Below are 18,336 nucleotides of genomic sequence, written 5' to 3' on the forward strand. Positions count from 1 at the left end.
AGGCCCGTATGACCACGTCGTCCGTCACCCTCCCTCGCCCCACTCACCGTGGCTCCGGCGCCGTCACAGGCCTCGCCATCGCGGTCGCCTCCGCGCTCGCGTTCTCGAGCAGCGGCCCGTTCGTGAAGCCGCTCCTCGACGGCGGGTGGTCGCTCGGCACGGTGCTCCTCGTGCGGATGAGCGTCGCTGCGCTCCTGCTCTCGCCCGCTCTCGTCGTCGCAATCCGTCGTCAGCGCGGGTTCCTCCGCCGTCACGGTCTGCTGATCGTCTCGTTCGGACTCACCGCCGTCGCCGGGTGCCAGCTGTTCTACTTCGCCGCGATGCAGCGGATGCCGGTGGCCGTCGCCCTGCTCATCCAGTACATCGCGCCGGTGCTCATCGTCATCGCGGTGTGGGTCCGCACCCGTCGAGCCCCATCGAAAGCGGTGCTCATCGGGTCGGTCGTCGCGATGACGGGCCTCGTGCTCGTGGTCGACATCAGCGGTGCACGGTTCGACCTCCTCGGCACCGTCTTCGCGCTCTGCGCCGCGGTGTGCGCGGCGGCGTACTTCGTGATCGCCGGACGCGCGGGCGATGATCTCCCGCCGCTGGCCCTCGCCGCGGGAGGGCTGATCGTCGGGGCGCTTCTCATGGGGATCCTCGTGGCCACCGGCATCCTTCCCTTCGCCGCACCCTCGATCACGGTCTCGCTCGCCGGTCTTCAGGTTCCCGGCATCCTGCCCCTGCTCTGGGTGGGGGCCGTGGCGACGACTCTCGGCTACGCGCTCGGCGTGATCGCGGTGCCGCTGATCGGCTCGCGCCTGGCGTCGTTCGTCGGCCTCAGCGAGGTGCTCTTCGCCCTCGGCTTCGCCTGGCTGCTGCTGGGCGAGACCCCCGCTCCAATCCAGTTCGCGGGTGGGGCGCTCATCCTCGTGGGCGTCGTGCTCGTGCGGCTGGATGCCGGGAGCCCGGCCGAACCGAAGACCGAGACGGCGAGCATCCCGGTGGTGCCGGCGCCGTGAGCTGACGCGGGTTCCGGTCCCTTCGACGGGCTCAGGGACTCTGGGAATAGGGGCAGCGCGGGTTCCGGTCCCTTCGACGAGCTCAGGGATTTCGGACGCATGCGGGGCGCGGCTAGATCTCGTCGCGCGCGAGATCCATCAGCGGCCCCACCCGGTACCCGATGACCTCGCCCATCACGAGCGACGTCTCGGTGCGTTCGACGCCCTCGATCGCGAGGATGCGCGCGTCGGTGTCGAACAGGTGCTGGGTGTCGCGGCACGCGACCCGCACGAGCAGGTCGACCTGGCCGCTGAGCCCGTGCGCCTGCAGCACCTCGGGGACCTTCGCGAGCTCCTCGCGGATCGCGGGAAGCTCGGCCTGACGCACGGTCACCTGAAGGAACGCCTCGATCGGGAACCCCAGGGCCTCGGCCGACAGTGTGCGCTCGTACGACAGGAACACGCCCCCGCGCTCGAGGCGGCTCATGCGGGCCTGGACCGTGTTGCGCGAGAGCCCGAGCTTCTCGGCGAGCGCGACGACGGTGGCACGCGGATCGGCGGAGAGGGCGCGGAGGAGGTCGAGGTCCACGGCGTCGAGCTTGCTCATGCTGCGAAACAATAGCAGGGCGCTGACCCTCGATAGTGCGCAGAATGCTGAGTTATCTACCAAGGTCTTGAGCGCCCTGCCTTCCACGCGTACGGTCGGCCGTGTCGGCGACGTTGCCGGCACCCGGAACGCCCCGGCTCTCACGAGGAGCCCGGGCCGCAGCTGGAGGGATGACGATGACGTACACCCAGACCCAGGACTCGCTCACCGGAGGAGTCCCCGACCAGGGCGAGGTGCTGCGGCTGCTCGAGCCCGACGGCTCTCGCGTCGCCGACGCCACCCTCGACCCGTGGGTGTCGGACCTCTCGCCGCACGAGCTGCGGGCCCTCCACCGCGACATGGTCCTCACCCGGAGACTGGATGCCGAGGGCGTCGCGCTCCAGCGACAGGGCCAGCTCGCCCTGTGGGCACCGTGCCGCGGTCAGGAGGCCGTGCAGGTCGGCACCGCCCTTGCTCTCGCACCCGGCGACTTCGTCTTCCCGAGCTACCGCGAGCACGGAGTGCTGCTCGGACGCGGCGCGCAGCCCGCGGACTACGTGCTCGCCTGGCGCGGGGAGGAGCACTCCGCTTACGACCACACCACCATCAACGCCGCTCCACCCCAGATCATCATCGGCGCGCAGTCGCTGCACGCCACCGGGTGGGCCATGGGTGCGCAGCGCGACGGGTCGACCGACGTCGCCGTCGCGTACTACGGCGACGGAGCCACGAGCCAGGGTGACGTCAACGAGGCGATGGTCTTCGCCTCCTCGTTCCGCGCCCCGGTCGTCTTCGTCTGCTCGAACAATCAGTGGGCGATCTCGGAACCCGTCACCGTCCAGGCGAAGTACCCCATCGCGGGCCGGGCGCCGGGGTTCGGCATCCCGAGTCTGCGGATCGACGGCAACGACGCGCTCGCGTGCGTCGCCGCGATGCGGTGGGCGCTGGATCGCGCGCGACTCGGGGAGGGGCCCTCGTTCATCGAGGCGGTGACCTACCGCATGGGTCCGCACACCACGAGCGACGACCCGACCCGCTACCGGGAGCCCGGCGAGGTCGAGGCCTGGGCGCAGCGCGACCCCATCGAGCGGCTCGAGGCGTACCTGCGGGCCGAGGGGATCCTCGACGACTCCGGGCTCGACGAGGTCGCGCGGGCCGCCGACGCGCTCGCCGCCGAGGTCCGTGCGGCGTGCATCGGCGCCACGACGCGCGCGCCCGAGACGATGTTCGACCACGTCTATGCCGAGCCGCACGCGGGTCTGGACCGTCAGAAGGCCGAGTACGTCGACTACCTCGCGGGGTTCGAGAAGTGACCGCCCTGACGCTCGGCGCCGCGATCAACGCGGGCCTCGCGAAAGCGCTCGAGAACGACGACAGGGAGATGCCGCGATGACCGCCCTGACTCTCGGCGCCGCGATCAACGCGGGCCTGTCGAAAGCACTCGAGAACGACGACAAGGTCCTGCTCATGGGCGAGGACATCGGCAAGCTCGGCGGCGTCTTCCGCGTGACCGACGGCCTGCAGCAGCGCTTCGGCGCGCAGCGCGTCGTCGACACCCCACTTGCCGAGGCGGGCATCGTCGGCACCGCCGTCGGTCTGGCCCTGCGGGGCTACCGCCCGGTCGTCGAGATCCAGTTCGACGGATTCGTGTACCCGGCCTTCGACCAGATCGTCTGCCAGGTCGCCAAACTCCACTACCGCAGCAACGGACGGATCCGGATGCCGCTGGTCATCCGCATCCCGTGGGCCGGGGGAGTGGGAGCCGCCGAGCACCACTCCGAATCGCCCGAAGCGTACTTCGTCCACACGGCGGGGCTCCGTGTCGTCGCCGCCAGCAACCCGCAGGACGCCTACGTGATGCTGCGTCAGGCCGTGGCATCCGATGATCCCGTCATCTTCTTCGAACCGAAGCGCCTGTACCACTCGAAGGGCGAGGTCGACCTGGATGCCGATCTGGCCGACGCCCCGCCGATGCACCTCGCCCGCGTAGCCCGCGAGGGCACCGACGCGACGATCGTCACCTACGGGGCGCAGGTGCGCACGGCCCTGGATGCCGCGCTCGCCGCGGAGGACGAGGGCGTCTCGCTCGAGGTCATCGACCTGCGCTCGCTGTCGCCGATCGACATGAACACCGTCGCGGCATCCGTCCGCAAGACCGGCCGCGTCGTCGTCACCCACGAGGCGGCCCGAGAGGCCGGCGTCGGAGCGGAGCTCGTCGCGAGCATCACGGAGCAGTGCTTCCACTACCTCGAGACGCCCCCGCAACGCGTGACCGGGCACGACATCCCGTACCCGCCCTCGAAGCTCGAGAAGCACCACGTGCCGGACCTGGATCGGATCCTGTTCGCCGTGGATCGGGTGCTGGAGCGCGAGGAAGGGGTGCTGCGATGATCCGGGAATGCTGTGCTGAACCATCGGGTGTCGTCGAGGCGAAGGGGGGCGTTCGATGATCGCGGAATTCCGCCTTCCCGACCTCGGCGAAGGTCTCCCCGAGGCAGAGATCCTGCAGTGGCACGTGGCCGAGGGCGACGAGGTCACGCTCAACCAGACGATCGCCGAGGTCGAGACGGCGAAGGCGATCGTCGAGATCCCCTCCCCGTACGCGGGCACTGTGCAGGGGCTGCACGCCGCCGCGGGCGACGTCGTCGCGGTGGGTTCGCCGCTGGTGTCGTTCGCGGTGGGGGCGGATGCCGAGAGCCCGGCCGCGGTGGAAACGGGTTCGCCCGCGAGCCGTCCGGCGGAGGTCGTGGCCGACACGCCGGTGTCGGGGGCGTCCGAGCGGCGCGCCGCGGACGATGTGCGCGCGACGGCACGCGGCGAGTCCGAGAAGGCCACCCCGAACCTCGTCGGGTACGGGGCCGCCCCCGCATCGGGCAGCCGGCCGCGGCGGCGAGCACGGGGCGGCGCCACAGCGGTCCTCGACGGTGACACCGCCGTGCGTGAGGCCGCGCCGCACGACGTGCTGCGCACCGGGCCGATCGACCTGCCCCTCGAACGCCCGCGATCCACGCCGCCCGTCCGCAAGCTCGCGAGAGACCTCGGTGTCGACCTCGTCGTCGTCGCCGCAGCCCACCCGGGTGAGACGGTGACCCGCGCGCACGTCGAGGAGTTCGCGGCACGCACCCCCACGGAAGCACAGGCGTCGACGGTCCCCCCGCCAGAGTCGTCTCGAGTCGGCATGGTCACCGACACCCTTCCCTCCGCGTCGACGGTCCCCCGGGCCAGTCCTTTCGCACCCGCTCGCGCCGACCGCCCCTCGGACGCGCGTGTCACGCGCACGCCGATCCGCGGGGTGCGCAAGCACACCGCCGCCGCGATGGTGCAGAGCGCGTTCACCGCTCCGCACGCGACGACGTTCCTCACGCTCGACGTGACCGCGACGACCGAGCTGTTGGCATCCCTCAAGACCGATCGTGCCCTCGACGGACATCGCATCGGCGTGCTCGCGATCGTCGCCCAGGCGGTGTGCCTCGCCCTCGGACGGACGCCCGCGCTGAACGCGAGATGGGACGAGACCGCGGGCGAGATCATCGAGCACCACTACGTCAACCTCGGGATCGCCGCCGCGACCGAGCGCGGGCTGGTGGTGCCGGTGATCCCGGATGCCGACACCCTTGGGCTCATCGACCTCGCCGACGCGATCGCCGAGCTCGCCGCGACCGCTCGCGCGGGCCGGACGGCACCGGCCGCGATGACGGGCGGGACGTTCTCGATCACCAACGTCGGGGTCTTCGGAGTGGATGCCGGGACCCCGATCCTCAACCCCGGTGAGGCGGGCATCCTCGCGGTGGGCGCCGTGCGGCGCACCCCGTGGGAGCATCACGGCGAGATCGCCCTGCGAGACGTGCTCACACTCAGTCTCTCGTTCGACCACCGTCTGGTCGACGGAGCGGAAGCGGCGCGGTTCCTCGCCGATGTCGCCGGCGTCCTCCGCGAACCCGGCCGAGCCATGCTGTTTCCCCGCCCTCGAGGAGGAGACTTCCTGTGAGCATCGACACCCAGCAGGCGTTCACCGACGACGAGCGTGAACTCGCCGCCATGGTCCGCGAGTTCGCCGACGACGTCATCGCGCCTCGCTCCTACGAAGCCGACCGCGCGCACGAGCTCCCGCTCGATCTCGTGACCCAGATGGGCGAGATCGGACTGTTCGGTCTGCCGTTCCCGGAGGAGGTCGGCGGTCAGGGAGGTGACTACGCGAGTCTGTGCGTCGCAATCGAGGGCATCGCCCGCGTCGACCAGTCGATGGCGATCACGCTCGAAGCGGGCGTCGGCCTCGGTGCGATGCCGCTGTTCCGATACGGCACCGACGCGCAGAAGACGGAGTATCTGCCTGACCTCGTCGCCGGTCGTGCCCTGGCGGGCTTCGGTCTCACCGAGGCCGAGGCCGGCAGCGACGCCGGGGCCACCCGGACGACGGCGCGGCTCGAGGGCGGGGAGTGGGTGATCGACGGGTCGAAGCAGTTCATCACCAACTCGGGCACCGCGATCACCCGCTTCGTCACCGTCACGGCCGTCACCGGGCGCACGGGGGAGCGGCCCGAGATCTCGACGATCATCGTCCCGAACGGCACACCCGGATTCACGGTCGGCCCCGCCTACGACAAGGTCGGTTGGAACGCCTCCGACACGCACCCGCTGACGTTCGACGGCGTGCGCGTGCCCGAGGCGAACCTCCTCGGTGAGCGCGGACAGGGCTTCAAGAACTTCCTCCGCACGCTCGACGAGGGACGCGTGGCGATCGCAGCCCTCGCCACGGGGGCAGCGGAGGGATGCCTCGAAGCCGCCGTCGACTACGCGCGCAGCCGCACGGTGTTCGGCGAACGGCTGTCGACGCGCCAGAGCATCCAGTTCCTCCTCGCGCGCATGCACGCCCGCGTCCACACGGCGCGGCTCGCCTGGGTGCACGCCGCACGCCTGTGCGACGCCGGGAAGCCGTTCTCGGTCGACGCGGCCGTCGCGAAGATGACGGCGAGCGACGCCGCGATGGCCAACGCCCGCGATGCGACGCAGGTGTTCGGTGGCAACGGGTTCATCAACGAGTACCCGGTCGCGCGGCACTACCGCGACTCGAAGATCCTCGAGATCGGCGAGGGCACGACCGAGGTGCAGCTCATGGTGATCTCGCGGGCGCTCGGGGTGAGCTGAGGGGGCGCGGTCGCGGTGCCCGGGCACGGGCGGCGCGCTCGCCGCGCGGCGCCGGCGCAGGGGAGGGCGGTGCCGGCGTCAGCTCGCGACGCCCGCGTACGCGAGCATCTCCCAGCGGTCGCCGTCGAGGCGGAATGTCGTCGCCGAGCAGTTCGGCAGCCTCTCGCCCTCACGGGGGAAGGCGCCGTCGGTGGCGAACATGATGACCTCGCGGATGAGCGCGCCGTGCGCGACAGCGATGACATCAGCTCCTTCGGGAGCGGATGCCACGGCCTCGGCGAGCGCGGCGAGCGCACGCTCCCGCACCACCGGCCAGGTCTCCGCGCCCGGCACGTCGGCGGCGTGCCACGGGCCGTACGTCTCGTAGAAGGTGGGGGCGTCCATGCCCTCGGCGTCGCCGTAGGAGCGTTCCTGGAGTCCTGGCATCCGGCGGCTCACCGTGGTGCCGAGGGCGTCGGCGAGGATGTCGGCGGTCTCTGCCGCCCGGGAGAGGTCGCTCGAGACGATGACGACGTCGCGCCCCGCGTACTCGGCGGCCAGGGTCTCGGCTAGCTCGCGGGCCTGGGCGCGTCCGGTGTCGTTCAGGGGGATGTCGGTCGAGCCCTGGATGCGGCCCCCGGAGTTCCAGTCGGTCTCACCGTGTCGCACGAGGGTCAGGATCGTCACTCCTCGAGCCTAACCGCTGGGGCGGGCGGCGAGCCGCGGACAGGTGCGGTCGAGGCGAGCCCCGCCGCGAGACCGTGGCGCGGTGCCCTGGAACGGCCCCCGGCGCGGTCGGGTGTGCGCCGGGGGCCGAGATTCGGGGATGCGCTAACGCGCGACCGCGGGGATGTTCAGCGCTTCCACAACCACGCGGGCGAAGCCCTGCGGATCCGCGAGGTGCGCGAAGTGGTCGGCCCCTTCGATGTCGGTGATGCCGGCGTTCGGGATGACCTCGACCAGGTCGTGCGCGGACTGATACAGGAACGACGTGGTCGCCGTCCCCGCGATGAGGTGAGTCGGGTCGTCGATCTCGGCGTACGGGGTCAGGTCGCTGCCGAGGGCATCGATCTCGGCGAGCTCGCGCACCCACGTCGGGGTGAGTGGCACGCTCGCACCCCACAGCGGCGTCTCGCGGATGAAGGGGATCGCTTCGGCCGGCACGCGGACGAAGTTCACGAGCGCGTACTCGAGTGCGCCGTCGAGGTCGCCGGCATCCACCAGCTTGCGATACCCCGCCAGGCGGTCGCCCGCGACCGCGCCCTGCACGGCCAGCGGCGGCTCGTACGCGACGAGTGTCCCTCCGCCCAGGCCGTGCTCCCGCGCGTATGCGAGGGTTGCCAGCGCTCCGAACGAATGACCGAGCAGGTGCGCTCCGGGGCCGGCCACCTCCATCATCGCGGCGATGTCGGCGACCTCGTGGGCGAGCGAGTACTCCTCCGTGTCGCCCGTGCCGCCTCGGCCGCGACGGTCGTAGACGTACAGGGTCACGTGCTCGGCGAGGGCTTCGCTCGCGGGGATCCACTGCTCCTTCGTCGCGATGCTTCCGTGTGTGACGACGAGAGCGGGGCCGGCTCCTCGACGGAAGTAGGCGATGGGCGTTCCATCGGAAGAGGTGGTCTGGTGGTGCTCGAGTTCGGACATGCTCTGCCTCCTTGCAGATGGGCGTCGATGCTCTCACCGGGCCCGCGGCGCCGTGCCGCGGCATCCCGTGGCGACATGGTGTAACAGATTTGTGTCTGGCGCAAGAGAAATGTCTCGCTTCATTCGTATGTGTGACAAAAACCCGTTGCGCAACACGCATGAGTAATGCAACCTGGAGGGGAGTTCATGTCGAGGAGGACCGATGAGCGAGACCGTGACCCCGGTCGAGAATGCGATGCAGCCTGAGGACACTCCCGAGCTGCGTGCTCTGTACCGCGGATTCGAGGAGAACCATCTCATCCCTTTGTGGACGCAGCTCGACGACCTCATGCCGCAGACGCCGCAGCCGAAGGCCCTGCCGTGGGTGTGGCGGTGGAGCGCCCTGCGGCCGCTGGCGGAACGCGCCGGCGACCTCGTCCCGGTCGGTCGGGGCGGCGAGCGACGTGCCATCGGCCTCGCCAACCCCGGGATGGGCGGGCGCGCGTACATCTCGCCGACGTTGTGGGCCGCGATCCAACAGCTCGGGCCGCGCGAGACGGCGCCCGAGCACCGACACTCGCAGAACGCTTTCCGTTTCGTCACCTCCGGCGAGGGCGTCTGGACCGTCGTCAACGGAGACCCGGTGCGCATGAGCCGCGGCGACTTCCTGCTGACCCCGGGGTGGCACTTCCACGGCCACCACAACGAGACCGATGAGTCGATGACCTGGATCGACGGGCTCGACATCCCCTTCGCCTACCAAATGGACTCCGGCTTCTTCGAGTTCGGGTCGGAGCGGGTGACCGACGAAGCGACCCCCAACTTCTCGCGCTCCGAGCGTCTCTGGGCTCACCCGGGACTGCTGCCGCTCGCGGGCCTCCGGCGCACCGTCTCGAGTCCCATCGGTGCCTACCGCTGGGAGCACACCGACGCCGCACTCACCGACCAGCTCCTGCTGGAGGGCGAGGGGATGCCGGCTACGGTCGGACCCGGCCACGCGGCCGTGCGCTTCGCCAACCCGACGACCGGCGGCGACGTCATGCCCACGATCCGCGCGCAGTTCCATCGCCTGCGCGAGGGCGCGTCGACGCCGGTGCGTCAAGAGGTCGGGTCGAACGTCTACCAGGTGTTCGAGGGAACCGGACGCGTGTTGCTGGGCGCCACCGAGCACACCGTCGAGCACGGAGACATCTTCGTCGTGCCGAGCTGGTGCCGCTTCCGCGTGCAGGCGGAGACCCGCCTGGACCTGTTCCACTTCAGCGACACGCCCATCTTCGAGGGGCTGGGGCTGTACCGCGAGTTCGAAGAGGAGACCGACCGATGAAGCTGATGACCCTGCATTGGAAGGGGGCCACCGCCGCGGCCCGTGCGGACGGGAGTCGAGCCGTCGTGCTGGAGCCCTTCGCCGACGTCGGCGACTTGCTGCGGGCCGGCTCCGTGTCGGCCGTGGCGGGCATCGAGGGCCCGGTCGTCGATCTGGATGCCGTGGACTTCGCGCCCGTGATCCTCGCGCCGAGCAAGATCGTGTGCGTGGGCCTGAACTACCGAGCCCACATCCTCGAGATGAAGCGCGAGCTGCCCGAGTATCCGGTGCTCTTCGCCAAGTTCTCCGACACGCTCGCGGCGGCGGGCGAGGAGATCGCCCTGCCGGCCGAAAGCCCCGAGATCGACTGGGAGGGCGAGCTCGCCGTCGTCATCGGCTCCACCGTGCGCCGTGCCTCCGCCGAACAGGCGGAGGACGCTATCGCCGGCTACACGATCGCGAACGACGTCTCGATGCGTGACTGGCAGTTCCGCACCCGCGAGTGGCTGCAGGGCAAGATGTGGGAGCGCTCGACGCCCCTCGGGCCCGTGCTCGCGACCCCCGAGGAGATCCCCTCGGACGCTCGAATGACCACCACGGTCGACGGTTTGCAGAAGCAAGTGGGCGACATCCACGACCTCGTTCACGGGCCCGTCGACCTCGTGCAATACGTCTCCACGATCACGACGCTGCGTCCGGGCGACGTCATCCTCACGGGTACGCCCGGCGGCGTTGGCCATGCGCGTGAACCTCGCGAGTATCTGGCATCCGGAAGCGTGGTCGAGGTGACGATCGACGGGATCGGTACCCTGCGCAATCGGTTCGTCACGGAGGAGCCGTGAGTGCGAGAGAGCTGACACCCGAGCAGCTCGCGCTGCGGGAACGGCAGGGCGCCGGAGCGCGCTACGATGCCGACTCCGCCCCGCACGCGCACCTCGAGCTCGCCCGTCGCGGCACGGCGTACTTCGCGCGGCGGCTCATGCAGCTCGACGACGACGACCTCGATGCGCCGAGCCTGTTGCCCGGGTGGACGCGTCGGCACCTCGTCGCGCACGTCGGGTACAACGCCCGCGCGGTCGCGCGCCTGGTCGAATGGGCGCGCACGGGTGTCGAGACACCCATGTACGCCTCCGACACGCAGCGCGCCGACGAGATCGCCCTCGGCGCGACGCTCCCCACGCGCGCCCTGCGCCATCTCGTCGACCACGCCGCGGTGCACCTGGACGTCGAGTGGCGCGATCTGTCGGACGCGCAGTGGGATGCCGAGGTCGTCACCGCCCAGGGACGCACGGTGCCCGCGCGCGAGACGGCGTGGATGCGGGCGAAGGAAGTGTGGGTGCACGCGGTCGACCTCGACGACGGGGGCTCGTTCCTCGACTTCCCGCCCGAGATGATCGACGGCATCATCGCCGACGTCCTCCGCGCCTGGACGCGCCGGAGCGAGCCCGGCGCCGTGGTCCTGCGGGCCACGGACCGCGATGCGGCGCCGGGGGAGTACGGAGAGGGCGGTCCGGTCGTCGAGGGCGCCGCGGCCGATCTCGCGCGGTGGCTCGCCGGTCGCGGGGCCCGGCGTCTGCGGGTCGTGGGCGGCGGTGGGCTGCCCCGCATCGCGCGCTGGTTCTGAGGGTTCGACCCGTGGCGACGCGCGCCCGGTAGCGCGCGTCGAGACCGCACATGTGTGCCGAATACGTCTCCGTTCGTTGCTGGACGGATGCGTTCTCGACGATCGTGTGCGGTCTCGGCGTGCGGGGGTGGGGTTACCCGCCCGGTACGGGCGGCAGTTGGATGACCTCCCCGAGCGGGGTGTAGCGCGGGCCGGCGAGGCGGCCGATGGGACGCAGCAGCTCGGTGTCGATGCTCGCCGCACCGGTCGACCCCCGGCGCACGACGTCGTCGCGCACCGTCCACCCCACGACCGTGCCCACGACGAACTCGCCGCCGGTGGGGCTGAAGGCCGTGGTCGAGTGGTACCGGCACTCCATGCGGACGGGGGCGTCGGCGAGACCCGGGATGCCGATGACCCGCGACTCCGCAAGCGCGAGGCCGAGGCGGTCGGCCTCGCCGACATCGGGCGGCATCCATTCGCTGCTGGCGTGCAGCGCCTCGAGCAGGGACTCGTCGGCGATATTCACGACGAACTCACCGTGCTCCTCGATGTTGCGGATCGTGTCCTTGCGGCCGTTCGCGCGCCGATTGACGGTGAAACCGAGCATCGCGGGGTGCTGGCTCACCCAGGTGAACGAGCTGAAGGGCGCCAGGTTCACCGGGTCGCGCCCGCTCGTCACCCACGCGATCGGGCGCGGAACGACGGAGCCGACGAGCAGACGGTAGGTGTCGGCGGGGGAGAGGGCGGCGGCGTCGATGAACATCAGAGGACCTTTCCGGTAGGCCCGAGCTCGGCGGAGAACCGTGTGCGGAGCGCGTGCGCGGTGATCATCGCGAGAGCCTCTCGGATGCCGTGAGCTCGTCCGCGAGACGCTCCCGCAGCGCCTTCTTGTCGATCTTGCCGACCTTCGTCAGGGGCAGTTCCTCGACGGTGACGAGGTGGTCGGGGCGTTTGAAGGCGGCGACGCCCGAGGTGTCGAAGTGCGCGCGTACCGCGGCGAGATCGAGCTCGCAACCGTCGTGGAGCACCGCGAACAGGCACACCGTCTCACCGAGGGTGCCGTGCGGCATGGCCACGGCGGCCGCCAAGCGCACCGACGCGAGTCCGTAGACGAGGTTCTCGACCTCCTCGGCCGAGATGTTCTCGCCGCCACGGTTGATCATATCCTTGCTGCGACCCTCGACGACGAGATTGCCGTCGGGGCGCTGACGCACGATGTCGCCGGTGATGTAGAAGCCGTCGGGGGTGAAGGACCGGGCGTTCGCCTCGGGGGCGTCGTAGTAGCCGCGCGGCGTGTACGGCCCGCGGGTGAGCAGCACGCCGGGTTCGCCCGCGGCGACCTCGAGACCGGTCGTCTCATCGACCACGCGCAACTCGTCGAAGGACGACACGGGCCGCCCCTGTGTGCCGACGACGACCTCGATCGGATCGTCGAGGCGCGTGACGTTGATGAGCCCCTCGGCCATGCCGAAGACCTGCTGCAGCGTCCCGGGAAACCCGCGCACGACACGCTCCGCGAGCTCGTCGGCCAGGCGCGCGCCGCCGACCTGCAGCACGCGCAGGCTCCGCAGCGCGTCGAATCCCTCCACGGCGGCGTGATCCAGCCACGAGGCGACGACCGCGGGCACCGCGGCGGTGTGAGTGATCCCGTGTCGTTCGATCGCCGCGAAGGCACGTTCCGGCCGGGGGGACCCGAGAGGGACGACGGTGCCGCCGGCCAGCAGGGTGCCGAGAATCCCGGGGCACGCGAGCGGGAAGTTGTGGCCCATCGGCAGCGTCACGAGGTACACGGTGTCGCGGTCGACCGCCGAGGGAGGCGACGTGAGGACGATGTTGCACAGGTAATCGTCGTGCGTGCGGGCGATGAGCTTGGGCAGGCCCGTCGTTCCGCCTGACAGAAGGAACACCGCGACGTCCGCGGCGTCCGGAGTCGGCAGCCGGCGGGTGCGGGTGGCCTCGTCGGAGGGCGCGCACAACGCGGTGAGGCTGACGGTGTCGGGCTGGGGGGTCGTGTCGCCGAGGACGATGAGATCCCGCACCGTCGGGCTCGACGCGCGGAGAGTGCGGGCAAGCGCCAGGTGGTCGAAGCCGCGGAGCGAGTCGGGGGTGACCAGAGCGACCGCTTCGGATGCCGAGACCAGGTGTCGCAGCTCGTGCTCGCGGTGGGCGGGCAGCGCCATCACCGGCACGATGCCCACCCGCAGGCACGCCAGCGTCAGGACCACGAACGTCCAGTGATTGGGCAGCTGCACCACGACCCGGTCGTCGGGGGCGAGTCCCCGATCGATCAGGCGCGCCGCGCAGGCCTCGACCCGGTCGTGCACCTCGGCGTACGTGAGCGACACCGCGTCGTCGACCAGCGCGATGCGGTCGGCGTGCACGTGCGCGGCCTCGGCGAACGCGTCACCCAGGGTGCGGCCCTGCCACAGCCCCGCGGTGCGGTAGCGTTCGACGATCTCGGCGGGCCAGGGCGTCGTCCCCTCCCGCGTCCTCATCGCAGCACCGCATCCGCGCGGCCCGACAACACCAGGGTCATGGCACGATCTTCGTCGCAATCGGGCTCGTCGATGATCGCCGCCACGCCGTGGCGCAGGCGTGCTGCTTCGGCGATGAGCTGACGGTCGAGAGCGCTGCCCCCGGTGACCAGCACCGCGGCGGCATCGCGGTGGGAGGCGAGGGCCTCGCGCACGGCGTCGTCGGGTCGGATGCCGTCACCCGCCGCCACGGTGACGACAGGGGGCAGGTCATCGCGGTCGACCACGCGTCGATCGAGGAGCCCCGTGACGGCGGACTCCAACGGTGGCGCCCCGTGCCGGCTCTGCCACCGATCGAGCGCTCGGCGCACGGCATCCGGATCACGTCGGGCGATCTTCGCCGCGGGGAGGGCGCGCGAGAAGAAGTGGAACCCGAACTGCCAGGGCTCGAAGGCGTGGAAGTAGGTGCCGAAGTTCTCCCACCACGACAGGCTCGGTCGGGCCGCGCCCTGGATGCGGGCCACCTGCGGCTGCCGGACCGCCTCGTAGGCGAGGAATGCGGCATCGATGTCGTCGGGGTGTGCGGCGAGCGCGTCGGCGAGGGCGATGGCGTCCTCGAGCGACATCTTCGTGCCACTGCCGACCGAGAAGTGAGCGGTGTGCACGGCGTCACCGAGCAGGGCGACGTTGCCGTGGTGCCAGCTGCGCGCGCGGATCGTGCGGAAATTGCCCCACCGCGAGTTGTTGCCGATGAGGCGCGCGCCGTCGATGAGCGGGGCGAAGATCTGCTCGAGGCGCTTCTGGCTGTGCTCGTCGCTCGGCCCCGGGGGAGTGGAGAGATCGAACCCGTCGAGTCCGGCGGCGCGCCAGGTGTCCTCGTCGGTCTCGACGATGAAGGTCGACAGGCCCCCGCCGATCGGGTACGCGTGCGCGGCGAAGACCCCGGCCACGTCCTCCGGCAGGCCGTCGGCGTGCGTGTGCAAGAAGGTCAGTCCCTCGAAGGGGGCGTCGGTCGCGAACCAGATGAACTTGGCGGCGGCGGTCTCGTAGGTCACGCCCAGGGTGTCGTCGCCGATCGTGGCGCGGGTTTGGGAATTCGCGCCGTCCGCGGCGACGATCACGTCGTAATCGTCGAGCTCGTCGACGCGCCGTGGGGTGCAGAAGTGCAGGTGGGCGCCGGCGTCCGCGGCGCGCCGCTGGAGGGCCGCGAGAAGATCCTTTCGCAACACGGCGCCCATGCCGTTGCCGCCGAATGTCATGGTCTCGCCCTTCGCGCTGACGCGGATGGCGTCCCACCTCACTCCCGAGGCGTCGAGGGTCTCCCGCAGCGCCGAGTCCGCGGCATCCACTCCGCTCTGCGTGGCGTCCGAGAACACGACGCCGAAGCCGAACGCCTCGTCGGCGCGGTTGCGCTCGAAGAGGTCGACCTCGGCGTGGGGGATGTTCCGCGCGGCCAGGGCGGCGAAGAGAAGGCCGCCGGGACCGCCTCCGATGATCGCGATACGCATGTCAGCCTCCTTGCTGAAGATGTCGATCCGTCACGACGCAATGAGTATGCAACACAAATGCGTTCTCCGCCATAGCTTCGTTACATTCATCTCCGGTAACGTTCTCGCATGCGCCCCCGCTCCCTCGTCTTCACGCTCTTCGGGGACTACTTCCGCTACTGCGGCGACGGCGAGGTTCCCCTGCGCGGGCTCAGTGACGTCCTGCAGCTGTTCGACATCGAGCCGGCCACCACCCGCGTGGTCATGTCGCGCCTACGCGCCGACGGCTGGTTCGACACGCGTCGCGACGGAAGGCTCACGACCTACGTCCTGTCGCCGAAAGCGTGGCAGTTGCTCGATGAGGGGCGTGAGCGCATCTTCCGCCACGTCGCCGGCGACTGGAGCGGGGAATGGACGCTCATCGCCACACGCGCGGGCGATCGCTCGGCGCGCGATGAGATGCGCAAGAGCCTCACCTGGCTGGGCTTCGGTCAGCTGCAGCCCGCCGTCTGGATCGCCCCCGGTGACCGCGCGGCCGCGGCGAGAGAGCTGATGGAGGCCAACGGAGTGGGCTCGGACGTGTTCGTCAGCCGGACGGGCGACCTCGATCATGACCGCTCGATCGCGGCCCGCGGGTGGGACCTCGCCGCCCTCGACTCGCTTTACGGCGCTTTCGTGCACACTCACGACGTGGCCGCGTCCGAGGCGAACGATGACGACGCCCTCGTGGCGCGTGTGCGGTTGACCGACGACTACCGCCGATTCCCCTTCACCGACCCCGACCTGCCGAGCGTTCTCCTCCCCGCGGGGTGGAACGCGCCGCGCGCACACGAGGTGTTCGTACGGCGCCACGGCGAGCTGCGCGACCGCGCGACGGCCGCGATCGAACGCCTCACCGGGCTGCGTGTGCGGGGGGCGCACCGAGCGTTCCTCGAGGGCGGGGCGGTCGGTTTCACCCGCGGGACGTAGTCGTCGCGGCCGAGGCGTCAGAGCAGTCCCGGCAACCGCTCCGCGAACGCGCGCAGCACGGGCGTCGTGCCCCCGTCGACCTTGACCGCGGCGCGACGATCCGCGCGGGTCTCGCCGCGGTTGATGATGACGACGGGAAGGCGTCGTCGGCGCGCGCGCTCCACGAGGCGGATGCCCGAGTTCACCACGAGCGACGACCCCGCGATGACCAGTGCCTCGCTCGCGTGCACGAGCTGCTCGGCCTCGCGGAACTTCTCGACCGGGATGTACTCGCCGAAGAAGACGACGTCGGGCTTCAGCGTGCCGCCGCACACCGAGCAGACCGGGACGACGAAACCCTCCGCCGAGGTCGGGGCGACGTCGCCGTCGGGGCCGAGCTCGACGTTCTCGGGGGCGGTGATCCACGGGTTCTCGGCTTCGATGCGCTCGGCGAGGTCGCGGCGGTCGAAGATCTGCCCGCAGTGCAGGCAGCCGATGCGGCGCATCGTGCCGTGCAGCTCGACGACCCTCCCGCTGCCCGCGCGCACGTGCAGACCGTCGACGTTCTGCGTCACGACGCCGTTCGACACCCCCGCCGCTTCGAGATCGGCCAGAGCACGATGGCCGTCGTTGGGTTCGGCCGCGGCGAAGACCTTCCACCCCAGGTGGCTGCCCACCCAGTACCGGCGGCGGGCCTCAGCGCTGGAGAGGAACTGCTGCACCGTCATCGGAGTGCGGGTGGGAGCACCCTTCCCGCGGTAGTCGGGGATGCCCGAATCCGTCGACACGCCCGCACCCGTGAGCACCGCGATCCGGCGACCCGCAAGCACCTCGACGGCCCGATCGATGGATGCCAGGGACTCGGCATCCTTCGTCGTGTCGGTCATGCGCACCTCCGTCGTATCGAGTCTAGGGCGGGCCGTCACCCACCGGACGCGCACCGGAACGCCGTCGATACTGGAGGGATGAGCGCTCTCCCCCCACCCGCCATGCTCGACATCACCTGCCTGCGCCACGTGCGACCGTGGGGTGGAGATCCGGTCGACATCGCGATGGATGCCGGAATCATCACCGCCGTCACCCCCGCGGGGTCCGCGCCGATCGGTGTCCGGGAGTTCGACGGGCGTGGCCTGCTCGCCCTGCCGGGCATCGTGAACGCCCACGCCCACGTCGACAAGTCCTGGTGGGGCCTGCCGTGGCAGTCATACGGCGGCGAGGGCACCACGGAGGGGCGCATCCGCCACGAGCGGGCCGAACGCGAGGCCCTCGGCATCCCCTCGCTCGAACGCTCCGCGCACGTCCTGCGCGAGTTCGTGCGTCACGGCACCACGGCGATCCGCACGCACGTCGACGTCGACACCGGCGTCGGGCTGCGCGGGATCGAGGCGGTCGAAGAAGCCGCCGCAGCCTACGAGGGTGCGCTCGACGTGCGGATCGTCGCGTTTCCGCAAGACGGCGTCCTTCGTCGCCCCGGTGTGCTCGACTCGCTGCGGGATGCCGCGACCCGGCCGAGCGTCGACGCGATCGGCGGGCTCGACCCGGCGACCATCGACCGCGACCCGGTCGGACAGATCGACGCGATCACCGCGCTCGCCGCCGACACCGGGGTCGGTGTCGACATCCACCTGCACGACCCCGCCGAGCTCGGTGCGTTCCAGGTCGAGCTGCTCGTCGACCGTGCGTCACGGCTCGGCCTGCGCGATCGCGTGAACATCGCGCATGGCTTCGCGGTCGCCCAGCTGGCCCCCTCGCACCGTCGCGACCTGTTGGCCGCGATGGCGGAGGTCGGGGTCACGATGACGACGGTCGCACCCCTGCGGCTCCCGCAGCTGCCCCTCGCCGAGCTCGACGCCGCCGGCGTGCGCTTCGCGTTCGGCACCGACGGCATCCGCGACCTCTGGAGCCCCTACGGCACGGGCGACACGCTCGGCATCGCGTGGCAGTACGCGCGGGCCGCGGGACTCGTCCGCGACGAGGATCTGCTCCGCGTCGTGCGGCTCGCGACGACCGCCGGCGCCTGGGCCGTCGGTCGTGACCAGCACGACCTCGTCGAGGGAGCGCGCGCCGACGTCGTGCTGGTGGATGCCGAGAACCCGATGGACGCGCTCGTCCGCGTGCCCGAACGCGCCCTGGTCGTCGGCGGCGGGCGGGTGCTGCACGTGGCGTAGCCCCCTTGCCCCCTTCCCGTTGAGTGTCCAGGACACG

17 protein-coding genes are annotated in these 18,336 nt (G+C 70.9%); 10 read left to right on the forward strand and 7 right to left on the reverse strand.

From position 1 onward, the window contains the following. The first annotated feature begins 8 nt into the window (after window positions 1-8). A complete protein-coding gene (locus tag NS283_RS17160) occupies window positions 9-1,001 on the forward strand; it encodes an EamA family transporter (protein WP_058598067.1) in 993 nt (330 codons plus the stop codon). A gap of 112 nt (window positions 1,002-1,113) precedes the next feature. On the opposite strand, the gene NS283_RS17165 is transcribed toward NS283_RS17160, so the two are convergent. Further along, a complete protein-coding gene (locus tag NS283_RS17165; protein ID WP_058598068.1) occupies window positions 1,114-1,587 on the reverse strand; it encodes an Lrp/AsnC family transcriptional regulator in 474 nt (157 codons plus the stop codon). A gap of 176 nt (window positions 1,588-1,763) precedes the next feature. On the opposite strand from NS283_RS17165, the gene pdhA reads away from it, so the two are divergent. The 4 genes from pdhA (at window position 1,764) to NS283_RS17185 (ending at window position 6,711) form a co-directional block, all read left to right on the forward strand. After that, window positions 1,764-2,879, forward strand: a complete 1,116-nt coding sequence (pdhA, locus tag NS283_RS17170) for a pyruvate dehydrogenase (acetyl-transferring) E1 component subunit alpha (RefSeq protein WP_081317484.1) — start codon at window positions 1,764-1,766, stop codon at window positions 2,877-2,879. A gap of 76 nt (window positions 2,880-2,955) precedes the next feature. Continuing rightward, entirely contained in the window at window positions 2,956-3,957 is a 1,002-nt protein-coding gene (locus tag NS283_RS17175; protein ID WP_058598070.1) for an alpha-ketoacid dehydrogenase subunit beta, read from the forward strand. A 55-nt stretch (window positions 3,958-4,012) separates the two neighbouring features. Beyond that, complete coding sequence (locus NS283_RS17180; RefSeq protein ID WP_058598071.1) at window positions 4,013-5,554, forward strand: dihydrolipoamide acetyltransferase family protein; 1,542 nt, start codon at window positions 4,013-4,015, stop codon at window positions 5,552-5,554. Then, a complete protein-coding gene (locus NS283_RS17185; RefSeq protein WP_081317482.1) occupies window positions 5,551-6,711 on the forward strand; it encodes an acyl-CoA dehydrogenase family protein in 1,161 nt (386 codons plus the stop codon). The genes NS283_RS17180 and NS283_RS17185 overlap by 4 nt, the downstream gene beginning before the upstream one ends. Window positions 6,712-6,789: 78 nt before the next feature. Here the strand turns inward: NS283_RS17185 and NS283_RS17190 are convergent, their stop codons facing one another. After that, complete coding sequence (locus NS283_RS17190; protein WP_058598072.1) at window positions 6,790-7,377, reverse strand: histidine phosphatase family protein; 588 nt, start codon at window positions 7,375-7,377, stop codon at window positions 6,790-6,792. A gap of 144 nt (window positions 7,378-7,521) precedes the next feature. After that, on the reverse strand, window positions 7,522-8,334 hold the full coding sequence (locus tag NS283_RS17195) for an alpha/beta fold hydrolase (protein WP_058598073.1): 813 nt from the start codon (window positions 8,332-8,334) through the stop codon (window positions 7,522-7,524). A gap of 202 nt (window positions 8,335-8,536) precedes the next feature. On the opposite strand from NS283_RS17195, the gene NS283_RS17200 reads away from it, so the two are divergent. The 3 genes from NS283_RS17200 to NS283_RS17210 are packed head-to-tail and all read left to right on the forward strand — an operon-like array spanning window position 8,537 to window position 11,240. After that, a complete protein-coding gene (locus NS283_RS17200) occupies window positions 8,537-9,637 on the forward strand; it encodes a cupin domain-containing protein (RefSeq protein WP_058598074.1) in 1,101 nt (366 codons plus the stop codon). Then, the gene (locus NS283_RS17205) at window positions 9,634-10,458 is read left to right on the forward strand and encodes a fumarylacetoacetate hydrolase family protein (protein WP_058598075.1); all 825 of its coding nucleotides are present in this window, start codon (window positions 9,634-9,636) and stop codon (window positions 10,456-10,458) included. Before NS283_RS17200 ends, NS283_RS17205 begins: the two co-directional genes overlap by 4 nt. Continuing rightward, on the forward strand, window positions 10,455-11,240 hold the full coding sequence (locus NS283_RS17210; RefSeq protein WP_193752702.1) for a maleylpyruvate isomerase family mycothiol-dependent enzyme: 786 nt from the start codon (window positions 10,455-10,457) through the stop codon (window positions 11,238-11,240). The genes NS283_RS17205 and NS283_RS17210 overlap by 4 nt, the downstream gene beginning before the upstream one ends. Before the next feature lie 133 nt (window positions 11,241-11,373). Here the strand turns inward: NS283_RS17210 and NS283_RS17215 are convergent, their stop codons facing one another. The 3 genes from NS283_RS17215 to NS283_RS17225 form a co-directional block, all read right to left on the reverse strand. Beyond that, window positions 11,374-11,985, reverse strand: a complete 612-nt coding sequence (locus NS283_RS17215) for a flavin reductase family protein (protein ID WP_058598076.1) — start codon at window positions 11,983-11,985, stop codon at window positions 11,374-11,376. 64 nt (window positions 11,986-12,049) lie between these two features. After that, window positions 12,050-13,717: a (2,3-dihydroxybenzoyl)adenylate synthase gene (locus tag NS283_RS17220; protein ID WP_058598077.1), complete on the reverse strand. Its 1,668-nt coding sequence runs from the start codon at window positions 13,715-13,717 to the stop codon at window positions 12,050-12,052. Continuing rightward, on the reverse strand, window positions 13,714-15,204 hold the full coding sequence (locus tag NS283_RS17225) for an FAD-dependent monooxygenase (RefSeq protein WP_058598078.1): 1,491 nt from the start codon (window positions 15,202-15,204) through the stop codon (window positions 13,714-13,716). Before NS283_RS17225 ends, NS283_RS17220 begins: the two co-directional genes overlap by 4 nt. Before the next feature lie 108 nt (window positions 15,205-15,312). Here NS283_RS17225 and NS283_RS17230 point away from each other — a divergent pair, with 108 nt between their 5' ends. Beyond that, window positions 15,313-16,152, forward strand: a complete 840-nt coding sequence (locus tag NS283_RS17230; RefSeq protein ID WP_058598079.1) for a PaaX family transcriptional regulator — start codon at window positions 15,313-15,315, stop codon at window positions 16,150-16,152. Between the two features lie 17 nt (window positions 16,153-16,169). On the opposite strand, the gene NS283_RS17235 is transcribed toward NS283_RS17230, so the two are convergent. Next, window positions 16,170-17,018, reverse strand: a complete 849-nt coding sequence (locus NS283_RS17235) for a Sir2 family NAD-dependent protein deacetylase (RefSeq protein ID WP_058598084.1) — start codon at window positions 17,016-17,018, stop codon at window positions 16,170-16,172. A gap of 78 nt (window positions 17,019-17,096) precedes the next feature. Here NS283_RS17235 and NS283_RS17240 point away from each other — a divergent pair, with 78 nt between their 5' ends. Next, window positions 17,097-18,299 carry an amidohydrolase family protein gene (locus tag NS283_RS17240; RefSeq protein WP_058598080.1) on the forward strand — a complete coding sequence of 401 codons (1,203 nt, stop codon included), beginning with the start codon at window positions 17,097-17,099 and terminating at the stop codon, window positions 18,297-18,299. Window positions 18,300-18,336 lie beyond the last annotated feature (37 nt).

The sequence above is a fragment of the Microbacterium testaceum genome, assembly GCF_001476285.1.
GTDB classification, from domain to species: Bacteria; Actinomycetota; Actinomycetes; order Actinomycetales; family Microbacteriaceae; genus Microbacterium; species Microbacterium testaceum_B.

Coding starts and splice junctions, on each gene's coding strand:
- NS283_RS17160 (WP_058598067.1), top strand. CDS start 9: ATGACCACGTCGTCCGTCACCCTCCCTCGCCCCACTCACCGTGGCTCC.
- NS283_RS17165 (WP_058598068.1), bottom strand. CDS start 1,587: ATGAGCAAGCTCGACGCCGTGGACCTCGACCTCCTCCGCGCCCTCTCC.
- pdhA (WP_081317484.1), top strand. CDS start 1,764: ATGACGTACACCCAGACCCAGGACTCGCTCACCGGAGGAGTCCCCGAC.
- NS283_RS17175 (WP_058598070.1), top strand. CDS start 2,956: ATGACCGCCCTGACTCTCGGCGCCGCGATCAACGCGGGCCTGTCGAAA.
- NS283_RS17180 (WP_058598071.1), top strand. CDS start 4,013: ATGATCGCGGAATTCCGCCTTCCCGACCTCGGCGAAGGTCTCCCCGAG.
- NS283_RS17195 (WP_058598073.1), bottom strand. CDS start 8,334: ATGTCCGAACTCGAGCACCACCAGACCACCTCTTCCGATGGAACGCCC.
- NS283_RS17200 (WP_058598074.1), top strand. CDS start 8,537: ATGAGCGAGACCGTGACCCCGGTCGAGAATGCGATGCAGCCTGAGGAC.
- NS283_RS17205 (WP_058598075.1), top strand. CDS start 9,634: ATGAAGCTGATGACCCTGCATTGGAAGGGGGCCACCGCCGCGGCCCGT.
- NS283_RS17215 (WP_058598076.1), bottom strand. CDS start 11,985: ATGTTCATCGACGCCGCCGCCCTCTCCCCCGCCGACACCTACCGTCTG.
- NS283_RS17220 (WP_058598077.1), bottom strand. CDS start 13,717: ATGAGGACGCGGGAGGGGACGACGCCCTGGCCCGCCGAGATCGTCGAA.
- NS283_RS17225 (WP_058598078.1), bottom strand. CDS start 15,204: ATGCGTATCGCGATCATCGGAGGCGGTCCCGGCGGCCTTCTCTTCGCC.
- NS283_RS17230 (WP_058598079.1), top strand. CDS start 15,313: ATGCGCCCCCGCTCCCTCGTCTTCACGCTCTTCGGGGACTACTTCCGC.
- NS283_RS17235 (WP_058598084.1), bottom strand. CDS start 17,018: ATGACCGACACGACGAAGGATGCCGAGTCCCTGGCATCCATCGATCGG.
- NS283_RS17240 (WP_058598080.1), top strand. CDS start 17,097: ATGAGCGCTCTCCCCCCACCCGCCATGCTCGACATCACCTGCCTGCGC.